This window comes from Streptomyces sp. ISL-12 (assembly GCF_018614415.1).
Classification (GTDB): Bacteria; Actinomycetota; Actinomycetes; order Streptomycetales; family Streptomycetaceae; genus Streptomyces.
This window is the reverse complement of the sequence record NZ_JAGGOO010000136.1, coordinates 1-19,864: the sequence shown is the minus strand read 5'-3', so window position 1 is coordinate 19,864 and position 19,864 is coordinate 1. Positions and strand designations below refer to the sequence as shown.

At 71.8% G+C, this 19,864-nt stretch carries 16 protein-coding genes and 1 pseudogene; 14 read left to right on the top strand and 3 right to left on the bottom strand.

Going from position 1 to position 19,864, the window contains the following annotated elements:
• Positions 1-295: 295 nt before the first annotated feature.
• Positions 296-1,204 carry a carbohydrate kinase gene (locus tag J7I94_RS32035; protein ID WP_215172809.1) on the bottom strand — a complete coding sequence of 303 codons (909 nt, stop codon included), beginning with the start codon at positions 1,202-1,204 and terminating at the stop codon, positions 296-298.
• Positions 1,201-2,319, bottom strand: coding sequence for a LacI family DNA-binding transcriptional regulator (locus tag J7I94_RS32030; protein ID WP_215172807.1), 1,119 nt, complete (start codon positions 2,317-2,319; stop codon positions 1,201-1,203). The genes J7I94_RS32035 and J7I94_RS32030 overlap by 4 nt, the downstream gene beginning before the upstream one ends.
• Before the next feature lie 407 nt (positions 2,320-2,726).
• Here J7I94_RS32030 and J7I94_RS32025 point away from each other — a divergent pair, with 407 nt between their 5' ends.
• The gene (locus tag J7I94_RS32025; RefSeq protein ID WP_215172805.1) at positions 2,727-3,152 is read left to right on the top strand and encodes a ubiquinol-cytochrome c reductase iron-sulfur subunit; all 426 of its coding nucleotides are present in this window, start codon (positions 2,727-2,729) and stop codon (positions 3,150-3,152) included.
• Between the two features lie 68 nt (positions 3,153-3,220).
• Positions 3,221-3,736 (top strand): DinB family protein, encoded by a 516-nt coding sequence (locus tag J7I94_RS32020; RefSeq protein WP_215172803.1) that lies wholly within the window; start codon positions 3,221-3,223, stop codon positions 3,734-3,736.
• Positions 3,737-3,780: 44 nt separating this feature from the next.
• Here J7I94_RS32020 and J7I94_RS32015 read toward each other — a convergent pair whose 3' ends face one another.
• The gene (locus J7I94_RS32015; protein ID WP_215172801.1) at positions 3,781-4,707 is read right to left on the bottom strand and encodes a hypothetical protein; all 927 of its coding nucleotides are present in this window, start codon (positions 4,705-4,707) and stop codon (positions 3,781-3,783) included.
• A 301-nt stretch (positions 4,708-5,008) separates the two neighbouring features.
• On the opposite strand from J7I94_RS32015, the gene uvrC reads away from it, so the two are divergent.
• The 12 genes and pseudogenes from uvrC to J7I94_RS31955 form a co-directional block, all read left to right on the top strand.
• Positions 5,009-7,132, top strand: a complete 2,124-nt coding sequence (gene uvrC / locus J7I94_RS32010) for an excinuclease ABC subunit UvrC (protein WP_215172799.1) — start codon at positions 5,009-5,011, stop codon at positions 7,130-7,132.
• Positions 7,129-8,220, top strand: coding sequence for an RNase adapter RapZ (gene rapZ, locus J7I94_RS32005; RefSeq protein WP_215172797.1), 1,092 nt, complete (start codon positions 7,129-7,131; stop codon positions 8,218-8,220). The genes uvrC and rapZ overlap by 4 nt, the downstream gene beginning before the upstream one ends.
• The gene (gene yvcK / locus J7I94_RS32000) at positions 8,217-9,293 is read left to right on the top strand and encodes a uridine diphosphate-N-acetylglucosamine-binding protein YvcK (protein WP_215172795.1); all 1,077 of its coding nucleotides are present in this window, start codon (positions 8,217-8,219) and stop codon (positions 9,291-9,293) included. The genes rapZ and yvcK overlap by 4 nt, the downstream gene beginning before the upstream one ends.
• Complete coding sequence (gene whiA / locus J7I94_RS31995; protein ID WP_215172793.1) at positions 9,284-10,273, top strand: DNA-binding protein WhiA; 990 nt, start codon at positions 9,284-9,286, stop codon at positions 10,271-10,273. The genes yvcK and whiA overlap by 10 nt, the downstream gene beginning before the upstream one ends.
• A 609-nt stretch (positions 10,274-10,882) precedes the next feature.
• The gene (locus J7I94_RS31990) at positions 10,883-13,867 is read left to right on the top strand and encodes a M14 family metallopeptidase (RefSeq protein WP_215172791.1); all 2,985 of its coding nucleotides are present in this window, start codon (positions 10,883-10,885) and stop codon (positions 13,865-13,867) included.
• A 226-nt stretch (positions 13,868-14,093) separates the two neighbouring features.
• Positions 14,094-15,104 carry a type I glyceraldehyde-3-phosphate dehydrogenase gene (gap, locus tag J7I94_RS31985; RefSeq protein ID WP_215172789.1) on the top strand — a complete coding sequence of 337 codons (1,011 nt, stop codon included), beginning with the start codon at positions 14,094-14,096 and terminating at the stop codon, positions 15,102-15,104.
• Positions 15,105-15,235: 131 nt separating this feature from the next.
• Positions 15,236-16,447: a phosphoglycerate kinase gene (pgk, locus tag J7I94_RS31980; RefSeq protein WP_215172787.1), complete on the top strand. Its 1,212-nt coding sequence runs from the start codon at positions 15,236-15,238 to the stop codon at positions 16,445-16,447.
• 6 nt (positions 16,448-16,453) lie between these two features.
• Positions 16,454-17,230, top strand: coding sequence for a triose-phosphate isomerase (gene tpiA, locus J7I94_RS31975; RefSeq protein ID WP_215172785.1), 777 nt, complete (start codon positions 16,454-16,456; stop codon positions 17,228-17,230).
• Between the two features lie 96 nt (positions 17,231-17,326).
• Positions 17,327-17,563 (top strand): preprotein translocase subunit SecG, encoded by a 237-nt coding sequence (secG, locus tag J7I94_RS31970; RefSeq protein WP_215172783.1) that lies wholly within the window; start codon positions 17,327-17,329, stop codon positions 17,561-17,563.
• A 232-nt stretch (positions 17,564-17,795) separates the two neighbouring features.
• On the top strand, positions 17,796-18,131 hold the full coding sequence (locus tag J7I94_RS31965) for an RNA polymerase-binding protein RbpA (protein ID WP_003957010.1): 336 nt from the start codon (positions 17,796-17,798) through the stop codon (positions 18,129-18,131).
• 135 nt (positions 18,132-18,266) lie between these two features.
• Positions 18,267-19,514 (top strand): MFS transporter, encoded by a 1,248-nt coding sequence (locus J7I94_RS31960; RefSeq protein WP_215172780.1) that lies wholly within the window; start codon positions 18,267-18,269, stop codon positions 19,512-19,514.
• Positions 19,515-19,603: 89 nt separating this feature from the next.
• Positions 19,604-19,864, top strand: a pseudogene (locus J7I94_RS31955) (glucose-6-phosphate isomerase); the annotation flags it as partial.

The following is a 19,864-nucleotide window of genomic DNA, read 5'->3' as shown; positions in this document are numbered from 1 at the left end:
CCGGCGGAACGGGAACGGCAGCGGCACGGCGACGCGCCGGGCACACGCGATGACGTGAACCCGGCGCGTCGCCATGCCCGCGCGCGATGACGTGATCCGGCCGCGTCGCCATCCCCCCGCCATGACGTGCGCACAGCGCGTCACCACATCCTGACGGTCTCACCGACGTGCAGTCCGGCCTGTGGATCGTCGTCCACCTGCCCGCCGACGACTCCACGGCCGCCGCCCTGGACCACCTCGCCGCCCGGCGGCCACGCGCGCGCTGGCGGCGCGGGAGGTCGGCTGAACTACGGCGTCAGGCCGCCACTTCGTGTGCGTACGGCGGTTCCGCGCCCGCACGCGAGCAGGTGACCGCCGCTGCGCGGGCCGCGAAGCCGAGGAGGTCCGTCCAGCCGTCCGCTCCCAGTGAGGCCAGCGCCTCGGGTGTGAGCGCGTCGCGGGCCGCGAGCCCGTGCAGCAGCGCGGCGTTCACCGTGTCGCCCGCGCCGATGGTGTCGACGACGTCGACCTGTTCACCCGGCACCGCGTACACGCTCCCGTCGCGGGTGAAGACGGTCAGCCCGTCACCGCCCAGGGTGACCACGACCGCCGCCGGGCCCGAGGCCAGCCACTCCCGGGGCGTGCCGCCCAGCCACTCGGCGTCCTCCGCGGACAGCTTCAGCAGGGACACCGAGGGCAGCCAGCTCTTGAACCGGGCCCGGTACCCGTCCGGGTCGGCGATGAGCCCCGACCGGATGTTCGGGTCCAGGGCCGTGAACAGGCCCCGCGCGGCGGACTCCCGCATCAGCTCCTCGTACGCGCTCGCCCCCGGCTCCAGCACCAGCGAACAGGTGCCGAAGGAGACCGCCCGGGTCCCGGACGGCAGCGCGGCGGGCGTACGGAACAGCCGGTCCGCGGTGCCCTCCACGTAGAAGGAGTACGCGGCCGATCCGTCCGCGCCGACCGTGGCGACGGCGAGTGTCGTCGGCTCGGTCCCGCGCTGGACCGGGGAGACGTCCACCCCGGTCTGCCGGAGCCGGTCCAGCAGCGCCTCACCGAAGGCGTCGTACGACACCCGGGAGCAGAAGGCGACGGGGGAGCCGAGGCGGCCCAGGGCCACGGCGGTGTTGTACGGGCCGCCGCCGAGTGCCGGCGTGAGGGCGGCCAGCGCGCCCGGGGCCTGCGGTACCAGGTCGATCAGTGCCTCACCGGCGACGACGATCACGGTGCGGTCCTTTCCTTAGCCTCGGATGGGTCGGGTGTCTCGGATGGGGCAGGTGCTTGTGATGGGGCGGGTGCTTCGGGCGGGGCGGGTGCCTCGGACGGGTCGGGGCACCCGCACGAGGTGCGGTGCATGAAAGAGCAGGTCAGCCGTACGGTTCTGGCGGGCAGGTCAGGGTCCGCCAGGCGTTCCAGGAGCAGCCGGACGGCATGCGTGCCCAGCTCCCTGCCGGGTTGCGCGACGGCGGTGAGCCGGGGCGTGAACAGGTCCGCCCAGGCGAAGTCGTCGAAGCAGCACAGCGCGATGTCGCCGGGCACGGACAGGCCACGGGTGCGCAGGGCGCGCAGCGCGCCGATGGTCATCGCGTTGTTGGCGGTGATCAGCGCGGAGGGCGGTGCGGGCAGGGCGAGCAGGTTCCCGGTGGCCCGTTCGGCGCCGGCCGACTCGGAGTCGCCGTGCGTCAGCAGCCGTTCGTCGTAGGCCAGACCCGCCGCTCGCAGGCCGTCGCGGTACCCGGCGGCCCGTTCGCGCGTGGTGCTGAAGCCGGGCCGGCCGGCCACCAGGGCGATCCGCCGGTGGCCGAGTTCGGCGAGGTGCCGGACCAGCCGGGCCGTAGGTTCCGCGCCGCCGGCGCAGACCTGGTCGAAGCGCGGCGAGGCGTCCGCCGGGACGTCGACGACCCGGTCGAGGAACACGGTCGGTACCCGGTGCCTGCCGAGGTAGGCGACGAGGGCGCCCGGGTCGGCCGAGGGGGCGACGAGCACGCCGTCCACGCGGCGTTCGTGCAGGAGTCGGACGACCTCGAGTTCGTGCCCGGGGTCGTCGCGCGGGTCGGCGATGAGCACGCCGTAGCCCTGCCGCACAGCGGCGGCCTCGACCCCTTGGAGGATCTCGGTGAAGTAGGGATTGCTGATCGCGGAGACCGCGAGCCCGATGGAACGGGTGCGCGCGGTGACCAGCGACCGCGCCAGGGCGTTCGGGGCGTACCCCAGCTCCTCGATCGCGTCCAGGACCGCCTGACGGGTACGGGGCAGCACCGGCCGGGTGTCGTTCAGGACGTGCGAGACGGTCGCGATCGAGACACCGGCGCTCCGCGCCACGTCGGCCATCGTCGCCATCGACCCGATCCCTCCCCGGCCTCTCGGCCTTCGCCCGCCCGCCCCGTCCCGGCCTCTGGGCCTTCCCCGGTCTCTCGGCTGTCCCCGCGCTCCCTGTGGGGCTGGGCGGACGGTATCGCATCCGGTGATGGACGTAAACGCTTGCGCAATCGCTTACGTCATCGCTTACGTCACCGCCCACCTGCATCGTGCAAACCCGTCGCGCGCACCGCGCAGACCCGTCGCGCCACCGGCCTCGCCCGCAGCTCACCCCGACCCACTCCACCTTCACCCTGACCCCGCCCCACCTTCACCCTGACCCCACCCCACCCCGCCTCGCCCTCACCCCCGCCCTGATCTCAACGCGCGTCGGCGCGATCGGTATCGTCGGCATGCCCGTTCCAGACCTGAGCAGGGGAGACACACCCATGTCCGGCCGCCCCGTCCCGAGCCGTCGTACCGTTCTGTGCTCGGCGGCCGCCGTATCCGTCACCGGACTGGGCGCGACCGCTTGCGGGCCGGGCGGTGAGAGCGGCATCGCGGCGGCCCCGACCGCGCCCGTCGATCTCGGTGCCGAGGGAGAGGTGGCCCGGGGGAGCGTCAAGCTGTACCGGGATCACAACGTCGTGGTCGGCCGGTCCGAGGACGGTTCCCTCACGGCGTACAGCACGGTCTGCACGCACGCGGGGTGCGCCATCGACCGCCTGGAGGAGGAGCGGCTCGTCTGCCCCTGCCACGGCAGCGCGTTCGACCCCCGCACCGGAGAGGTACTGCACGCTCCGGCCACCGTCCCCCTGGAGGAACTGCCGGTCGAGGCCCGTGACGGCAGGATCGTGGCGGGACCCGGCGTCTGACACGCCTGTTGTCTGACGCGTCCGTTAATCGCTCGACACGCCTGACGGGGCACGGCAAGCTCCGCACGATGACCCGACGAACCGATACGCCTCCCGCCTGGGACGAGCGCACGCAGCTGACCACCTTCCTGGACTACGCCCGTGACACGGCGCGGGCCAAGTGCGAGGACGTGTCCGCGGAAGACGCCCGCAGGGCCCCGCTCCCGGGGTCGCCGCTGATGACCCTGTGCGGGCTGATCGGCCATCTGCGGTGGGTCGAGCACTACTGGGTCCAAGTGGTGTTCCTGGGAGAGGAACTCTCGGGGCCGTTCGCGGAGGCGACCGCCGACGACCCCGATCCCGAGATGCGGACGGCGGTCGACGTCCCGTTGCCCCGGCTGCTCGCCGAGTACGAGGAGCAGAGCGCCCGCTACCGTGACCTGCTGGCCGGACACGACCTGAGCGAGAGGGCGCGGCGTCCCATCCGTGACGGCCGTCACGTGGACCTCCGCTGGATCATGCTCCACCTCATAGAGGAGACGTCGCGGCACAACGGGCACATCGACATCGTGCGCGAACTCCTCGACGGACGGACCGGCGACTGACTGATCGTTTCAGACAGGAGCCGGCAGGAACCGGCCCGGTCCGCTCACGTCCACTCCCACCCGATGCCCATCACCCCGGGCCGCACCCGGGGTTCCACCAGATGCACCGAGTGGTGCCGGTCGCCGAGGAAGAGGTCGCGCCGTGAGCCGCGCGGGCCCGTCGGCGACGGCCGGGTGAAGCGGTGGCAGCGGGCCGGGAGGGCGGCGGCGTCGAACCGGACCTGGAGGGCGTACTGTCCGCCCGCGATGTCGAACAACCGCGCGTACTCGTGGGACGGCTCCGCCGTGCCGTCCTCGACGGCGTACCGGAAGAGACAGGTGTCACCGGCCCGCAGTCGGGTGTCGAAGAGCAGCTCGGCCACCAGCACTCCCGAGTCGTGGTGCCTGCGGACGCGTCCCGCGCGGCAGTTCTCCAGCGCGTGGACGGTCATCCGTTCCGGTGCGCATCCCGGATCACCCTGGTGGACGGCCACGAAGCGGTCGACGCCGTCCCGCAGGGCGCGGACTATGTGCTGGTCCTCGCGTCCCGCCAGCTCGCGGCGGGGACCGATCCGCACCCGTTCGTGGTGCCCGACGGTGTCCAGCCCGTCGTCCGGCGGCTGGTCCAGCTCGGCCAGCAGTCGGCCGAGAACACCGGAGTCCCTCGCTCCGGCCCGCCGCGCCGGCGGGGGCCCGTCGCTCTCGGCGAGCAGCCTGAGCAACGACTCCGCGGGCAGCCGGAGGATCTCCTCCAACGCCCGCACGGCCCGCAGCGACTCCGGGCGCTGCGGACGCCGCGCCCCCTGCTGCCAGTAGCTCAGGCTGGTGACGCCGACCTTCACCCCGTGCCGCGACAGATGGTGCTGCACCCGCTGGAGCGGCAGCCCCCGGGCGGCGATCGCGGTCCGCAGCGCGAGGTGGAAGGGGCCGCCGCGCAGGGCGGAGTCGAGCTCCGCGGTGGCGGCGTCCGAGTGCTGGGTGGCGTGCGGCATGCGGAAACCTCTCTGTGACGGTACGCCCCGGCCGCTCGGCCGCCCGGGCGCGCATCGGCCGGGACCGCCCCCGGCACGGCGCGGGCCCCGTCCCCTGTGCCGCGTGCCAGGGTCCCCGAGTTCCCCCGCATTGAAGCGTGTTGACCAAGCCCCGACAACACTTCCGGCCGGACGTCCGCCATCCCGCCACGGGACCGCGGCACAGCCCCCCTCACGGTGGGACCCGGCGCGGCCGACGGGCGCCCGGCACGTTATCCACAGGCCGGACGGTCTGTCGGCCCTCGCCAGTAGGGTGTGAGTCATGGCCGACCCCTCCAGCTACCGCCCCAGTCCGGGACAGATCCCGGACTCGCCCGGGGTGTACAGGTTCCGTGACGAGCACCGCAGGGTGATCTACGTCGGAAAGGCGAAAAGCCTGCGCCAGCGCCTGGCCAGCTACTTCCAGGACCTGGCGAACCTGCACCCCCGCACCCGCTCCATGGTCACCACGGCCGCGTCCGTGGAGTGGACGGTGGTGTCCACGGAGGTCGAGGCGCTCCAGCTGGAGTACTCCTGGATCAAGGAGTACGACCCCCGGTTCAACGTCAAATACCGCGACGACAAGAGTTACCCCTACCTCGCGGTGACGATGAACGAGGAGTTCCCCCGGGTCCAGGTGATGCGCGGCCACAAGAAGAAGGGCGTGCGCTACTTCGGCCCGTACGGACACGCTTGGGCGATCCGCGACACGGTCGACCTCCTGCTGCGCGTCTTCCCGGTACGCACCTGCTCGGCCGGCGTCTTCAAGAACGCCGCCCGCACCGGCCGCCCCTGCCTGCTCGGCTACATCGGCAAATGCTCGGCGCCCTGCGTGGAGCGGATCTCCGCCGAGGACCACCAGGAGCTCGCCGAGGAGTTCTGTGACTTCATGGCCGGGCGCACCGGCACCTACTTGCGGCGCCTGGAACGGCAGATGGCCGAGGCGGCCGAGGAGATGGAGTACGAGCGGGCGGCCCGCCTGCGCGACGACATCGGCGCCCTGAAGAAGGCCATGGAGAAGAGCGCGGTCGTGCTCGCCGACGCGACCGACGCCGACCTGATCGCCGTCGCCGAGGACGAGCTGGAGGCGGCCGTCCAGATCTTCCACGTGCGCGGCGGGCGCGTACGCGGCCAGCGCGGCTGGGTGACCGACAAGGTCGAGGAGATCACCACCGGCGCCCTCGTCGAGCACGCCCTCCAGCAGCTCTACGGCGAGGAGAAGGGCGACGCCGTTCCCAAGGAGGTCCTGGTCCCGGCCCTGCCCGACCCGGTGGAGCCCGTCCAGCAGTGGCTCACCGACCGCCGCGGCTCGGGCGTGTCGCTGCGCATCCCGCAGCGTGGCGACAAGAAGGCCCTGATGGAGACGGTGCAGCGCAACGCCCAGCAGTCGCTGGTCCTGCACAAGACCAAGCGCGCCTCCGACCTGACCACACGCTCGCGTGCCCTTGAGGAGATCGCCGAGGCCCTCGGCCTGGACAGCGCCCCCTTGCGCATCGAGTGCTACGACATCTCGCACCTCCAGGGCGACGACGTCGTGGCCTCCATGGTCGTCTTCGAGGACGGGCTCGCCCGCAAGAGCGAGTACCGCCGCTTCCAGATCAAGGGCCGTGCCGGAGACACACAGCTGTGGCACGGCCAGGGGCAGGACGACGTCCGTTCCATGCATGAGGTGATCACCCGCCGTTTCCGGCGCTACCTCGCTGCGAAGGAGAAGACCGGCGAGTGGGTCGAGGAACCGGCCGCCGACGAGGCCCTGCCGGACGGGGAGGCGCTCCGGGCCGGTCAGGACCTGAAGGACGACGACGGCCGCCCCAAGCGCTTCGCCTACCCGCCGCAGCTGGTCGTCGTCGACGGCGGGCAGCCCCAGGTCGCCGCGGCCCAGCGGGCCCTCGACGAGCTGGGCATCGACGACATCGCGGTGTGCGGTCTCGCCAAGCGGCTGGAGGAGGTCTGGGTGCCCGGTGAGGACGACCCGGTGGTCCTGCCCCGCACCAGTGAGGGCCTGTACCTGCTCCAGCGGGTCCGCGACGAGGCCCACCGCTTCGCGATCACCTACCAGCGCACCAAGCGCGCCAAGCGTTTCCGTGCCAGCCCCCTGGACGACGTGCCGGGTCTGGGTGAGACCCGTAAACAGGCACTGGTCAAGCACTTCGGTTCGCTGAAGAAGCTGCGGTCGGCGACCGTCGACCAGATCTGCGAAGTACCCGGCATAGGCCGGAAGACGGCCGAGACCGTCGCGGCGGCGCTCGCCGTCGCGGCCCCGGCCGCACCCGCCGTGAACACGGCGACCGGAGAGATCATGGATGACGCAGACGAGACGGCCGGGGTGTCCGAGACGACGGCGGACACCCTGGGGGAGCCCGTGATCGCGGGCCCCGCGGACGAACGACGGGGGCAGGAGAGATGACCGAGCGGGAAGCACGTCAGGCGGAAAACCCAGCGGAGAGCCAGGCGGCGCACAAGAAGAGGGGCGATGATCACCCCGAAGACCTCAAACGCCTCGAACGCTTCGAACACGAACAGGAGGAGCCTCACGAGCGGGGTGAGGACGACGAGCACCACGAGCAAGACGCACGCCAGGAAGACGGAGCACAGGTGAGTACGGGCAGCGAGCCGGCCGGGGTCCCCGAGGCGGCCATCCCCGAGCTGGTGATCATCTCCGGCATGTCCGGGGCCGGCCGGTCGACGGCCGCCAAGTGTCTGGAGGACCTCGGCTGGTTCGTCGTCGACAACCTGCCGCCCGCGCTGATCCCCACCATGGTCGAGCTGGGCGCCCGCTCCCAGGGCAACGTGGCCCGGATCGCAGTCGTCGTCGACGTGCGCGGACGCCGCTTCTTCGACAACCTGCGCGAATCGCTGGCCGACCTCGACGCCCGGGGTGTCACCCGGCGCATCGTCTTCCTGGAGTCCTCCGACGACGCCCTGGTGCGCCGCTTCGAGTCGGTGCGCCGCCCGCACCCCCTCCAGGGCGACGGACGCATCGTCGACGGCATCGCCGCCGAGCGCGAGCTGCTGCGCGAGCTGCGCGGCGACGCCGACCTGGTGATCGACACCTCCAGCCTCAACGTGCACGAGCTGCGCGCCAAGATGGACGCCCAGTTCGCCGGCGAGGAGGAGCCCGAGCTGCGGGCCACCGTCATGTCCTTCGGCTTCAAGTACGGCCTGCCGGTCGACGCCGACCTGGTGGTGGACATGCGGTTCCTGCCCAACCCCCACTGGGTCCCGGAACTGCGCCCCTTCACCGGCCTGAACGAGGAGGTGTCGTCGTACGTGCTCAACCAGCCGGGGGCCAAGGAGTTCCTGGACCGCTACGCCGAACTCCTCCAGCTGGTGGCCGCGGGCTACCGTCGTGAGGGCAAGCGCTATGTGACCATCGCCGTCGGCTGCACCGGCGGCAAGCACCGTTCCGTCGCCATGTCGGAGAAGCTCGCCGCCCGGCTCGTGGCCGAGGGCGTGGAGACGGTGGTCGTACACCGGGACATGGGACGGGAATGACAGGACGTACTCCGCGGCTGAGCAGGCTGGGCAGACTGGACCGGGCGGTGCCCGAGGGACGCGGCAGCCGCCCCGCCGAGGCCCGGGGCGGCAAGCCGCGCCGCCGGGGCGCCCAGCCCAAGGTCGTCGCCCTCGGCGGCGGCATGGGCCTGTCCGCCTCGCTCGCCGCGCTGCGCCGGATCACCGGCGCCCTCACCGCCGTCGTCACGGTCGCCGACGACGGCGGCTCCAGCGGCCGGCTCCGCGACGAGCTGGGGGTGCTGCCGCCCGGCGACCTGCGCAAGGCGCTGGCCGCGCTGTGCGGCGACGACGACTGGGGCCAGACCTGGGCCCGGGTCATCCAGCACCGCTTCCAGTCCAAGGGCGACCTGCACGAACACGCGGTCGGCAACCTGCTGATCGTCGCCCTGTGGGAGCAGCTCGGCGACCACGTCATGGCCCTGGACCTGGTCGGCAAGCTGCTCGGCGCGCACGGGCGGGTGCTGCCCATGTCCGCGGTGCCGCTGGAACTCCAGGCCCTGGTCAAGGGCCACGACCCGGACCGGCCCGAGGACGTGGACACCGTCCGGGGACAGGCGACCGTGGCGCTCACGCCCGGCGAGGTGCAGTCGGTGCACCTGGTGCCGGCCGATCCGCCCGCGGTCCCCGAGGCGGTCGACGCGGTCCTCGACGCCGACTGGGTGGTGCTCGGTCCCGGGTCGTGGTTCTCCTCGGTCATCCCGCACCTGCTGGTGCCCGATCTGCTGGACGCGCTCACCGAGACCAAAGCCCGCCGGGTGCTCTCGTTGAACCTCGCTCCGCAGCCCGGAGAAACCGAGGGCTTCTCCCCGCAGCGTCATTTGGAGGTTTTGGGACGACACGCCCCTAAACTCGCCCTGGACGTGGTGCTGGCCGACGAGGCCGCCGTGCCCGACCGTGACTCGCTCACCGAAGCCGCGAAACGGTTCGGCGCCGCGGTCGAGCTGGCTCCGGTCGCCCGGACCGACGGAACCCCGAGGCACGATCCGGAGCTGCTGGCCGCCGCGTACGACCGTATTTTTCGGATGCATGGAAGGATCGGCCCATGGCGATGACGGCAGCGGTGAAGGACGAGATTGCGCGGCTCCCCGTCACCCGGACCTGCTGCAGGAAGGCGGAGGTCTCCGCCATTCTGCGGTTCGCCGGCGGCCTTCACCTGGTGAGCGGACGCATCGTGATCGAGGCGGAGCTGGACACCTCGGCGGCGGCCCGGCGGCTCAAGCGGGACATCCTGGAGATCTTCGGCCACAGTTCGGAACTGATCGTGATGGCCCCGGGCGGACTGCGCCGCGGCTCGCGCTACGTCGTCCGGGTCGTCGCGGGCGGTGACCAGCTGGCCCGGCAGACCGGCCTGGTCGACGGCCGGGGCCGCCCCATCCGCGGCCTGCCCCCGCAGGTGGTCTCGGGGGCCACCTGCGACGCGGAGGCCGCCTGGCGCGGGGCGTTCCTGGCGCACGGCTCGCTCACCGAGCCCGGCCGCTCCTCCTCCCTGGAGGTGACCTGCCCCGGCCCCGAGGCCGCGCTCGCCCTGGTCGGCGCCGCCCGCCGCCTGTCGATCGCCGCGAAGGCCCGTGAGGTGCGCGGTGTGGACCGGGTCGTCGTCCGCGACGGCGACGCGATCGGAGCCCTGCTCACTCGGCTCGGCGCGCACGACTCGGTGCTGGCCTGGGAGGAGCGCCGGATGCGTCGCGAGGTCCGGGCCACCGCCAACCGGCTGGCCAACTTCGACGACGCCAACCTGCGCCGCTCCGCCCGCGCGGCCGTCGCCGCCGGTGCGCGTGTCCAGCGTGCGCTGGAGATCCTCGCCGACGACGTCCCCGAGCACCTCGCGGCCGCCGGCCGGCTGCGGATGGAGCACAAGCAGGCGTCCCTGGAGGAGCTGGGCGCGCTCGCCGACCCGCCGCTGACCAAGGACGCGGTCGCGGGCCGTATCCGCCGGCTGCTGGCCATGGCCGACAAGCGGGCCGCCGACCTCGGCATCCCGGGCACCGAGGCCAACCTTTCCGAGGATCTCGCGGACAACCTCGCGGGCTGACCGGACGCCGTGCCACCAAGCCGGCGCGAGGCGACCGGGAGCAGCCGACGCCGACCACTGCCGACGGAGCGAGCCCCGGCCGCCGGAGGCCGGTCGGGAGGCCGCGCCGCTGCCTCGGTCACCGGAGGCCGGCCGCAGGCCGCGCCGACGCCCCCGGGTCACCGGAGGTCGGTCGGAGGCCGCGCCGTTGCCCCCGGTCACCGTAGGCCTTCGGCCGCAGGCCGCGCCGCTGCCCCCGCTCGCCGGGAGCTGGTCGGTTAGGCCGCGCCGCCCCCCCCGGGTGGCCACGCCTCGGCCGAAGTGCCGAGACCGCCGGGACCGGAGGCTGCGCCGCCCCCCCGGGTGGCCACGCCCCGGCCGAAGTGCCGAAACCGCCGAGACCGCCGGGACCGCCGAAACGCCGGGACCGCCCGGCCCGAGGAGACGCCTCCCCTCCGCCGCAACCGCCCGCCCGCCCGCCTCGAAGGGACGCCCGCGGCCGTGCCGACCGCCACTTGGGTGGTCCGCACCGGCGACCGCGTGTCGTGACGGTGCTCTTGACTCGATCATCGAGTGTCATGAGCCTGGCAACCTGTTCGCTGCTGTGGCGAACCACCGCTAGGGGGGTTCATGAGACAGGGACAACCCGGACGACCCGCACGACACAGAGCGAGATCGATCCTCGCCGTCGGCACACTCCTGATCGGCGCAGCCGGCTTCGCACCCGTCGCCCAGGCGCAGCCGGCAGCGCCGGACCCGGCCCCGGACCCGCAGGAAGTGAAGGTCTTCCGCGCCGAGGTGACCCAGCGACAGGTGCCGCTCCTGCTGGCCGCCGGCCAGGACGCCCATGAGCTCGGCGAGCAGGTACCCGACAAGGGCACGGCCTCCGTCGAGGTCTACCTCACCGACCAGCAAGCCCGAAAGCTGGACGAACAGGGCGTCGACCTCACCGAACACACCCTCTCCGTCCGCGCCGCACAGCGCGCCGAGGCCGCCGCCGACGGGGTCTTCCGCCCGTACAGCGGCAGCGGAGGGCTGAAGGAGGAGATCCTCCGCACCGCCCAGGAGAACCCCGGCCTGACCAAAGTCGTCTCCATCGGCAAGACCGTCAAAGGCCAGGACATCCTCGCCCTGAAGCTCACCAAGCGTGCGAAGAAGACGAAGGACGGCACCAAGCCGTCGGTCCTGTACGCCTCCAACCAGCACGCCCGCGAGTGGATCACCCCCGAGATGACCCGGCGGCTGATGCACCACTACCTGGACAACTACAAGACCGACCCGCGCGTCAAGAAGATCGTCGACTCCACCGAACTGTGGTTCCTGCTCTCGGCCAACCCCGACGGCTACGACTACACCTTCGAGAGCACCGACAACCGCCTGTGGCGCAAGAACCTGCGCGACGTCAACGGCGACGGCGCCATCAGCACCGGTGACGGCGTCGACCTCAACCGCAACTTCGCCTACAAGTGGGGCTACGACGACGAGGGCTCGTCCCCCAACCCCACCAGCCAGACCTACCGCGGCGCCGGCCCGAACTCCGAGCCCGAGACCCAGGCCCTGGACGCCTTCGAGAAGCGGATCGGCTTCACGTACGGCATCAACTACCACTCCGCCGCCGAACTCCTCCTCTACGGCGTCGGCTGGCAGGTCGCCACCGACAGCCCCGACGACGTCCTCTACCGGGCCCTCGCCGGCACCCCCGGCGACTCCGCGATCCCCGGCTACCGGCCCCAGGTCTCCTCGGAGCTGTACACCACCAACGGCGAGGCGGACGGACACGCCGCCAACGTCAACGGCATGGCGATGTTCACCCCTGAGATGTCGACCTGTCAGACGGTCTCGGACGCCGACCCCGACGACGAGTGGAACGCGGGCGACTGCCAGTCGGTCTTCAACTTCCCGGACGACGAGACGCTGATCCAGCAGGAGTTCGAGAAGAACGTCCCCTTCGCGCTCTCCGTCGCCGAGACCGCCTCCCACCCCGACCGGCCGTCCTCGGCGGTCGGTCTGCGGGCCGCGGACTTCACCCCTAAGGCGTTCACCACCTCCTACTCCCGCGGCGCCGACCAGGAGGTCGCGGTCGTCGCCCGCAAGTCGGTGCGCGACAAGGAGCTGAAGTACCGCGTCAACGGCGGCCGCGTCCACGACACCGCGCTGCGACCCTGGAAGGGCGGCGAGACCTACGGCGGCGAGGACAACCTCTACTTCGACGAGTACCGCGCCGAGGTGAAGGACGGCGCACCGGGCGACGAGGTCGAGGTCTGGTTCACCGGCGAGAGCAGACAGGGCAAGCGGGTCACCAGCGAGCACTTCACCTACACGATCGCCGAACGGCCCCGCGCCGACGTCCTCGTCGTCGCCGAGGAGGGCGCCCGAGCCGCGCAGGCACAGACCTACGTGGACGCGCTCAAGGCCAACGGCCACCGGGCCGCCGTATGGGACGTCGCGTCGCAGGGCCCGCCCGACGCGCTCGGTGTCCTCTCCCACTTCGACACCGTCGTCCACCACACCGGCGCCGCCACCCCCGGCAACGCCGCCCAGCTGCAGCTGCGCGCCTTCCTCAACGAGGGCGGCAAACTGATCGAGGCGGGCGAAGAGGCCGGCGGCAGCGTCGACCTCGGCGGCGGCAACCTGTCGGACGACTTCAGCCAGTACTACCTGGGCGCCTACACCCGCACCGCCACCTCCGGGGCCGGCGCCTTCACCGGCTCCGGCGCGCTCGACGGCACCGGCGGCCCGCTCGGCGCCGCGCCCGGCAACCCGCTGGACCGGGCCGGCACCTACAGCGTGACCTCGGACCAGCTGCCGGTCGGGACCTACCCGCAGTTCGCGAGCGAGGGCGCGGGACAGTTCGCCGGGACGGCCAACCCGTACGGGCCCTACGCGGGCGACTGGATGGCCGCCGCCGTCCACACCGACGACGCCTACAAGCGCCTCACCCGCACCGTCGATCTCACCGGCACCACGGCCGGCCAGGCGCCCACGCTGCGCACCCAGCTGCTGTGGGACACCGAGGACGGCTACGACAACGTGCTGATCGAGGCCCGCACGGCGGGCGGCGACGACTGGACGACGCTCCCGGAGGCGGGCGGTGCCACCGGCACCGCCGTACCGGCGGACTGCTCGGCCGGCTACTACCTGGCCGAGCACCCCTGGCTGGAGCACTACCTGACCCTCACCGACGACGGCTGCGCCGCGACCGGCACCACCGGGTCCTGGAACGCCCTCACCGGCTCCTCCAGCGGCTGGCGGCAGGTCTCCTTCGACCTGAGCGCGTACGCCGGGAAGAGTGTCGAGGTGTCGATCAGCTACGTCACCGACCCCGGCACCGGCGGCCGGGGCGTCCTGGCCGACGAGGCGTCCCTGGTCGTGGACGGCACGGCGGCCGGGACCGAGGGCTTCGAGGCGTCGCTCGGCGTCTGGCGGGTACCCGGGCCGCCCGAGGGCAGCCCGGCCGCGCCGCGGGACTGGACCCGTGCCGGAACCCTGTTCCGGACCTACGGAGCCGTCACCACGGACGACACCGTGCTGCTCGGCTTCGGCCTGGAACACCTCACCTCGGCGGCTGACCGGACAGCGCTGCTCGGCACGGCACTGAGTGCCCTGGACGAGTGACGAACCGGTCGGCGAGGGGCTGACGCCTTGTCGCGAAATCAGGTGATCAGTCACCCGCTCACATGGTGTTCCGTACCCGTACCGGCGGGTACGGAACGCCATGCCGTGGACGGCCCTCTCGATGTCACCCCGGGGCCGTCGGAGAGGTAGGGTCGGAGGCGGTCGGGGACATCCCATACAGCTCGTCGGCGTCGAGCCGCCGACGTACCAACGAGGAGATCGGTTCGTGACGATCCGCGTAGGCATCAACGGCTTTGGCCGCATCGGTCGTAACTACTTCCGCGCGCTGCTGGAGCAGGGTGCAGACATCGAGATCGTGGCTGTCAACGACCTGGGTGACACCGCGACCACCGCCCACCTGCTGAAGTACGACACCATCCTCGGACGCCTCAAGGCCGAGGTGTCGCACACGGCGGACACCATCACCGTCGACGGCAAAACGATCAAGGTGCTGGCCGAGCGCAACCCCGCCGACATCCCGTGGGGCGAGCTGGGCGTCGACATCGTGATCGAGTCGACCGGCATCTTCACCAAGAAGGCCGACGCCGAGAAGCACATCGCCGGTGGCGCCAAGAAGGTCCTCATCTCGGCTCCGGCCAAGGACGAGGACATCACCATCGTGATGGGCGTCAACCAGGACAAGTACGACCCGGCGAACCACCACGTCATCTCCAACGCCTCCTGCACCACCAACTGTGTGGCGCCGATGGCCAAGGTCCTCGACGAGAACTTCGGCATCGTCAAGGGCCTGATGACGACGGTGCACGCGTACACGAACGACCAGCGCATCCTCGACTTCCCGCACAAGGACCTGCGCCGCGCCCGTGCCGCCGCCGAGAACATCATCCCGACCACCACCGGTGCCGCCAAGGCCACCGCCCTGGTCCTGCCGCAGCTCAAGGGCAAGCTGGACGGCATCGCCATGCGCGTCCCGGTCCCGACCGGCTCGGCCACCGACCTGGTCGTCACGCTCCAGCGCGAGGTCACCAAGGACGAGGTCAACGCCGCGTTCAAGAAGGCCGCCGACGACGGCGACCTCAAGGGCTACCTGACCTACACCGAGGACGAGATCGTCTCCTCGGACATCGTCAGCGACCCGTCGTCCTGCACCTTCGACGCCTCCCTGACCATGGTCCAGGAAGGCAACACGGTGAAGATCCTCGGCTGGTACGACAACGAGTGGGGCTACTCCAACCGCCTCGTCGACCTCACGGTCTTCGTCGGCAACCAGCTCTGACCCACTGAGCAGGCATTCTCGATGCGCCGGCAGGGCTCGGACGGTGTGCGCGCCGTCCGGGCCCTGACGCGCGTCCGGTACGACCGGCCCTCGTAGGATCACGAGCGATCACCAGCCCCAGGAGTTGCTGTATGAAGACGATCGACGAACTGCTCTCCGAAGGCGTCGCGGGCAAGCGCGTCTTCGTCCGCGCCGACCTGAACGTGCCGCTGGGCGGCACCACCATCACCGACGACGGCCGCATCCGCGCCGTGCTGCCCACCGTCAAGGCCCTGGCCGAGGCGGGCGCGCGCGTGATCGTCGCCTCGCACCTGGGCCGCCCCAAGGGCGCCCCGGACCCCGCCTTCTCCCTCGCCCCCGCCGCCGCCCGCCTCGGTGAGCTGCTCGGCGCCGACGTGGCCTTCGCCGAGGACACCGTCGGCACCGCCGCCGAGGCCGTCGTCTCCGGCCTCGCCGACGGGCAGGTCGCCGTCATCGAGAACCTGCGCTTCAACGCCGGCGAGACCAGCAAGGACGACGCCGAGCGCGCCGCCTTCGCGGACAGGCTCGCGGGCCTCGCGGACGTGTACGTCGGTGACGGCTTCGGCGCCGTGCACCGCAAGCACGCCTCCGTCTTCGACCTGCCGAAGAAGCTGCCGCACTACGCCGGCCACCTCATCGCCACCGAGGTCGGCGTCCTGAAGAAGCTCACCGACGACGTCCAGCGCCCCTACGTCGTCGCGCTCGGCGGCGCCAAGGTCTCCGACAAGCTCGCCGTCATCGACCAGCTGCTCGGCAAGGCCGACCGGCTGCTCATCGGCGGCGGCATGGCGTACACCTTCCTCAAGGCCAAGGGGTACGAGGTCGGCATCTCCCTCCTCCAGGAGGACCAGATCCCGGCCGTCCAGGAGTACATCGAGCGCGCCGAGAAGAACGGCGTGGAGCTGGTGCTCCCCGTCGACGTGCTGGTGTCGACCGAGTTCCCGGACCTGAAGACCAAGGCCCCGGCCCACCCCTCCACCGTCGCCGCGGACGCCATCCCCGCCGACCAGGAGGGCCTGGACATCGGTCCCGAGACCCGCAAGCTGTACGCCTCGAAGCTCGCCGACGCGGCCACCGTCTTCTGGAACGGCCCCATGGGCGTCTTCGAGCACCCCGACTACGCCGAGGGCACCAAGGCGGTCGCCCAGGCCCTCGTCGAGGCCCCGGGCTTCTCCGTGGTCGGCGGCGGCGACTCCGCCGCGGCCGTCCGCACGCTCGGCTTCGACGAAAAGGCATTCGGACACATCTCGACCGGCGGCGGCGCCTCCCTCGAATACCTCGAGGGCAAGACGCTCCCCGGTCTCGCCGCACTGGAGGACTGACCCCGCATGACCACTCGCACGCCGCTGATGGCGGGCAACTGGAAGATGAACCTCAACCACCTGGAGGCCATCGCCCACGTCCAGAAGCTCGCCTTCGCCCTCGCGGACAAGGACTACGAGGCCGTCGAGGTCGCCGTCCTGCCGCCCTTCACCGACCTGCGCTCGGTGCAGACCCTGGTCGACGGGGACAAGCTCAAGATCAAGTACGGCGCCCAGGACATCTCGGCGCACGACGGCGGCGCCTACACCGGCGAGATCTCCGGCCCGATGCTCGCCAAGCTGAAGTGCACGTACGTCGCGATCGGCCACAGCGAGCGGCGGCAGTACCACGCCGAGACCGACGAGCAGGTGAACGCCAAGGTCAAGGCCGCCTACAAGCACGGCCTGACCCCGATCCTGTGCGTCGGCGAGGAGCTGGAGGTCCGCGACGCGGGCAACCACGTCGCCCACACCCTCGCCCAGGTCGAGGGCGGTCTCAAGGACCTCCCGGCCGAGCAGGCCGAGACGGTCGTGATCGCCTACGAGCCCGTGTGGGCCATCGGCACCGGCAAGGTCTGCGGCGCCGAGGACGCGCAGGAGGTCTGCGCGGCGATCCGCGGCAAGCTCGCCGAGCTGTACTCCCAGGAGCTGGCCGACCAGGTCCGCATCCAGTACGGCGGCTCGGTCAAGTCGGGCAACGTCGCCGAGATCATGGCGCAGGCCGACATCGACGGCGCCCTGGTCGGCGGGGCCTCGCTGGACGCCGACGAGTTCGTCAAGATCGTCCGCTTCCGCGACCAGTGAGTTCCTGGTAGGCGGGATCCGTCGTACCCTTGCGGGGGCACAGCCCGGTGGCTGTGCCCCTGTCGTCCATCCGAATCCGAGGAAGTTGGTCCAGCCGTGGTTTTGGGGTTCTCGATCGCCCTGATCGTCTTCAGCCTGCTGCTGATGCTGCTGGTGCTGATGCACAAGGGGAAGGGCGGCGGCCTCTCCGACATGTTCGGTGGCGGCATGCAGTCGTCCGTCGGCGGCTCCTCGGTCGCCGAGCGCAACCTCGACCGGATCACCGTGGTGGTCGGTCTGCTCTGGTTCGCGTGCATCATCGTCCTCGCCCTCCTGATGAAGGCGAACACCTGACCAGGACGCACCCGCGGCACACTTCGCAGTTCTTCACGTAACGCCCCATGTTCGGTACGCGCTCCTGAGCGCGGCCTATCATGGGGCGTGCGTCTTGATGGGCTTGCGTCTTGGTGTGAGGCCGGTAACTCCCATCACTGGACGCGCGTTGGGCCTTACGTAGACTGAGGCGCTCGCAGCGAAGCGAAACGCCGACTCGCTTTGCGGCACCATCACGCAGGGAGTTACGACCGTGGCAAGTGGCAACGCGATCCGGGGAAGCCGGGTCGGAGCGGGGCCGATGGGCGAGGCCGAGCGCGGCGAGTCCGCGCCGCGTCTGCGCATCTCCTTCTGGTGCTCCAACGGGCACGAGACACAGCCGAGCTTCGCCAGCGACGCGCAGGTGCCCGACACGTGGGACTGCCCCCGCTGTGGCTTCCCCGCCGGACAGGACCGGGACAACCCGCCGGACCCACCGCGCACCGAGCCCTACAAGACCCACCTGGCGTACGTGCGCGAACGGCGCAGCGACGCCGACGGCGAGGCGATCCTCGCCGAGGCGCTCGCCAAACTGCGGGGCGAGATCTAGGAGTCGACACCGGCCGGGTGCCCACGAGGTGCCCGGCCGGGTCCGTTCCGCGCCTCGGCCCAGCCGCCGCTCGCGGTCCGTTGTCAGTGGTGCCGTCTACGGTTTGTGCATCGGACGAATCGTGGGGGGACGGGCATGGCGACGGTCGAGGCGGCGGGCGAGTGCGCGCCCGCGTGGCGCGGGGGGTTCGGGCGGCTGTGGAGCGCCGCGGTGCTCTCCTCCTTCGGCGACGCGCTGCGCACGGCCGCGCTGCCCTTGCTGGCCGTGTCGCTGACCGACGACCCCCTGCTCATCGCCTCGGTCACCGCCTGCGGCTATCTGCCCTGGCTCGTCTTCGGCTTGCTCGGCGGCGCGGTCGCCGACCGGGTGGACCAGCGGCGCGCCATGTGGGCCGTCGACGCGGTACGCGGACTGGCGGTCGCGGGCTTCGCGGTGGCCGTGGGCCTCGGCCACGGCTCCATCGCGCTGCTCATCGCCCTGGCCTTCGCCCTGACCACCCTCCAGACCCTCTTCGACAACGCGGCCACCGCCCTGCTGCCCACCCTGGTGGGCCCCGACGAACTGGGCAGCGCCAACGCCCGCCTGCTGACCGGACAGCGCGTCGCCGGCGGACTGCTGGGCGGGCCGGTCGTCGCCCTGCTGCTCACGGCGGGTGTCGCCGCCCCCTTCGCGGTCGACGCCGCCACCTTCCTGGCCGCCGCCGCGCTGGTGGCCTCGCTGCGGCCGGCCGCGCCCCGGCAGCGGGAACCCAGAGCGGCCGGCAGCACCCTGCGCAGGGAGATAGCCGAGGGGCTGCGCGCCCTCGCCCGGGACCGACTGCTGCGCGGACTGTGCGCCGCCACCGCCCTGTGCAACATCGGCATGGGCGCCCTCATCGCGACCCTCGTCCTCCTGGTCACCGGTTGGCTCGACGCGGGCACGACCGGGTACGCGGCGGTGATCACCGCGTACACCGTCGGCTCGCTGGCCGGGGGAGCGGTCCATCGCCGCCTGGTCGCCCGTACGGGGTACGCGCGCGGGATGCTCCTCGCCGGGACCGTGCAGACCGGGGCGCTCATCGTGATGGGCTCGGTGCGCAGCCTGCCCGTGCTGGCGGCGACGCTGGCCGTGTTCGGGTTCATGGGCATGGTGTGGAACGTCAGTTCACAGACGCTGATGCAGCGACGCAGCCCCGCCGAAATGCTGGGCCGGGTCAGCTCGGCCTTCCGGACCCTGGGCGTGGCCGGCGCGCCGGTGGGCGCGCTCCTGGGCGGAGCCGTCGCCGCCGCCTGGGGCGCGAACACCCCGGCGCTGCTCGCCGCCGCCTGCTTCGTCCTGTCCGTCGCCGCGCTGATACCCGGGCTCCATGCCGACGACAGGTCAGGGCAACCGCTGATCAATTAGGTTGGGACCGGCAGCGGGGCAAGACGCGGCAGGGACACGCGGCAGGGACACGCAGCAGGGACTGGCAGGAAAGAAGGCGGAAGTCCGAAATGAACGCAGACGGCCGTACCAGGCTCAACCAGACACCCGAATGGACCGCACTGGCCAAGCACCGCGAGGAGCTGGGCGAGACGCACCTGCGGGAGCTGTTCACCACAGACCCCGGACGCGGCACCGGGTACACCCTCCGGGTGGGTGATCTGTACGTCGACTACTCCAAGCACCTGATCACCGACGAGACGCTGCGGCTGCTGCGCGAGCTGGCCGCCGCCACCGATGTCTTCGCCCTCCGGGACGCCATGTTCCGCGGC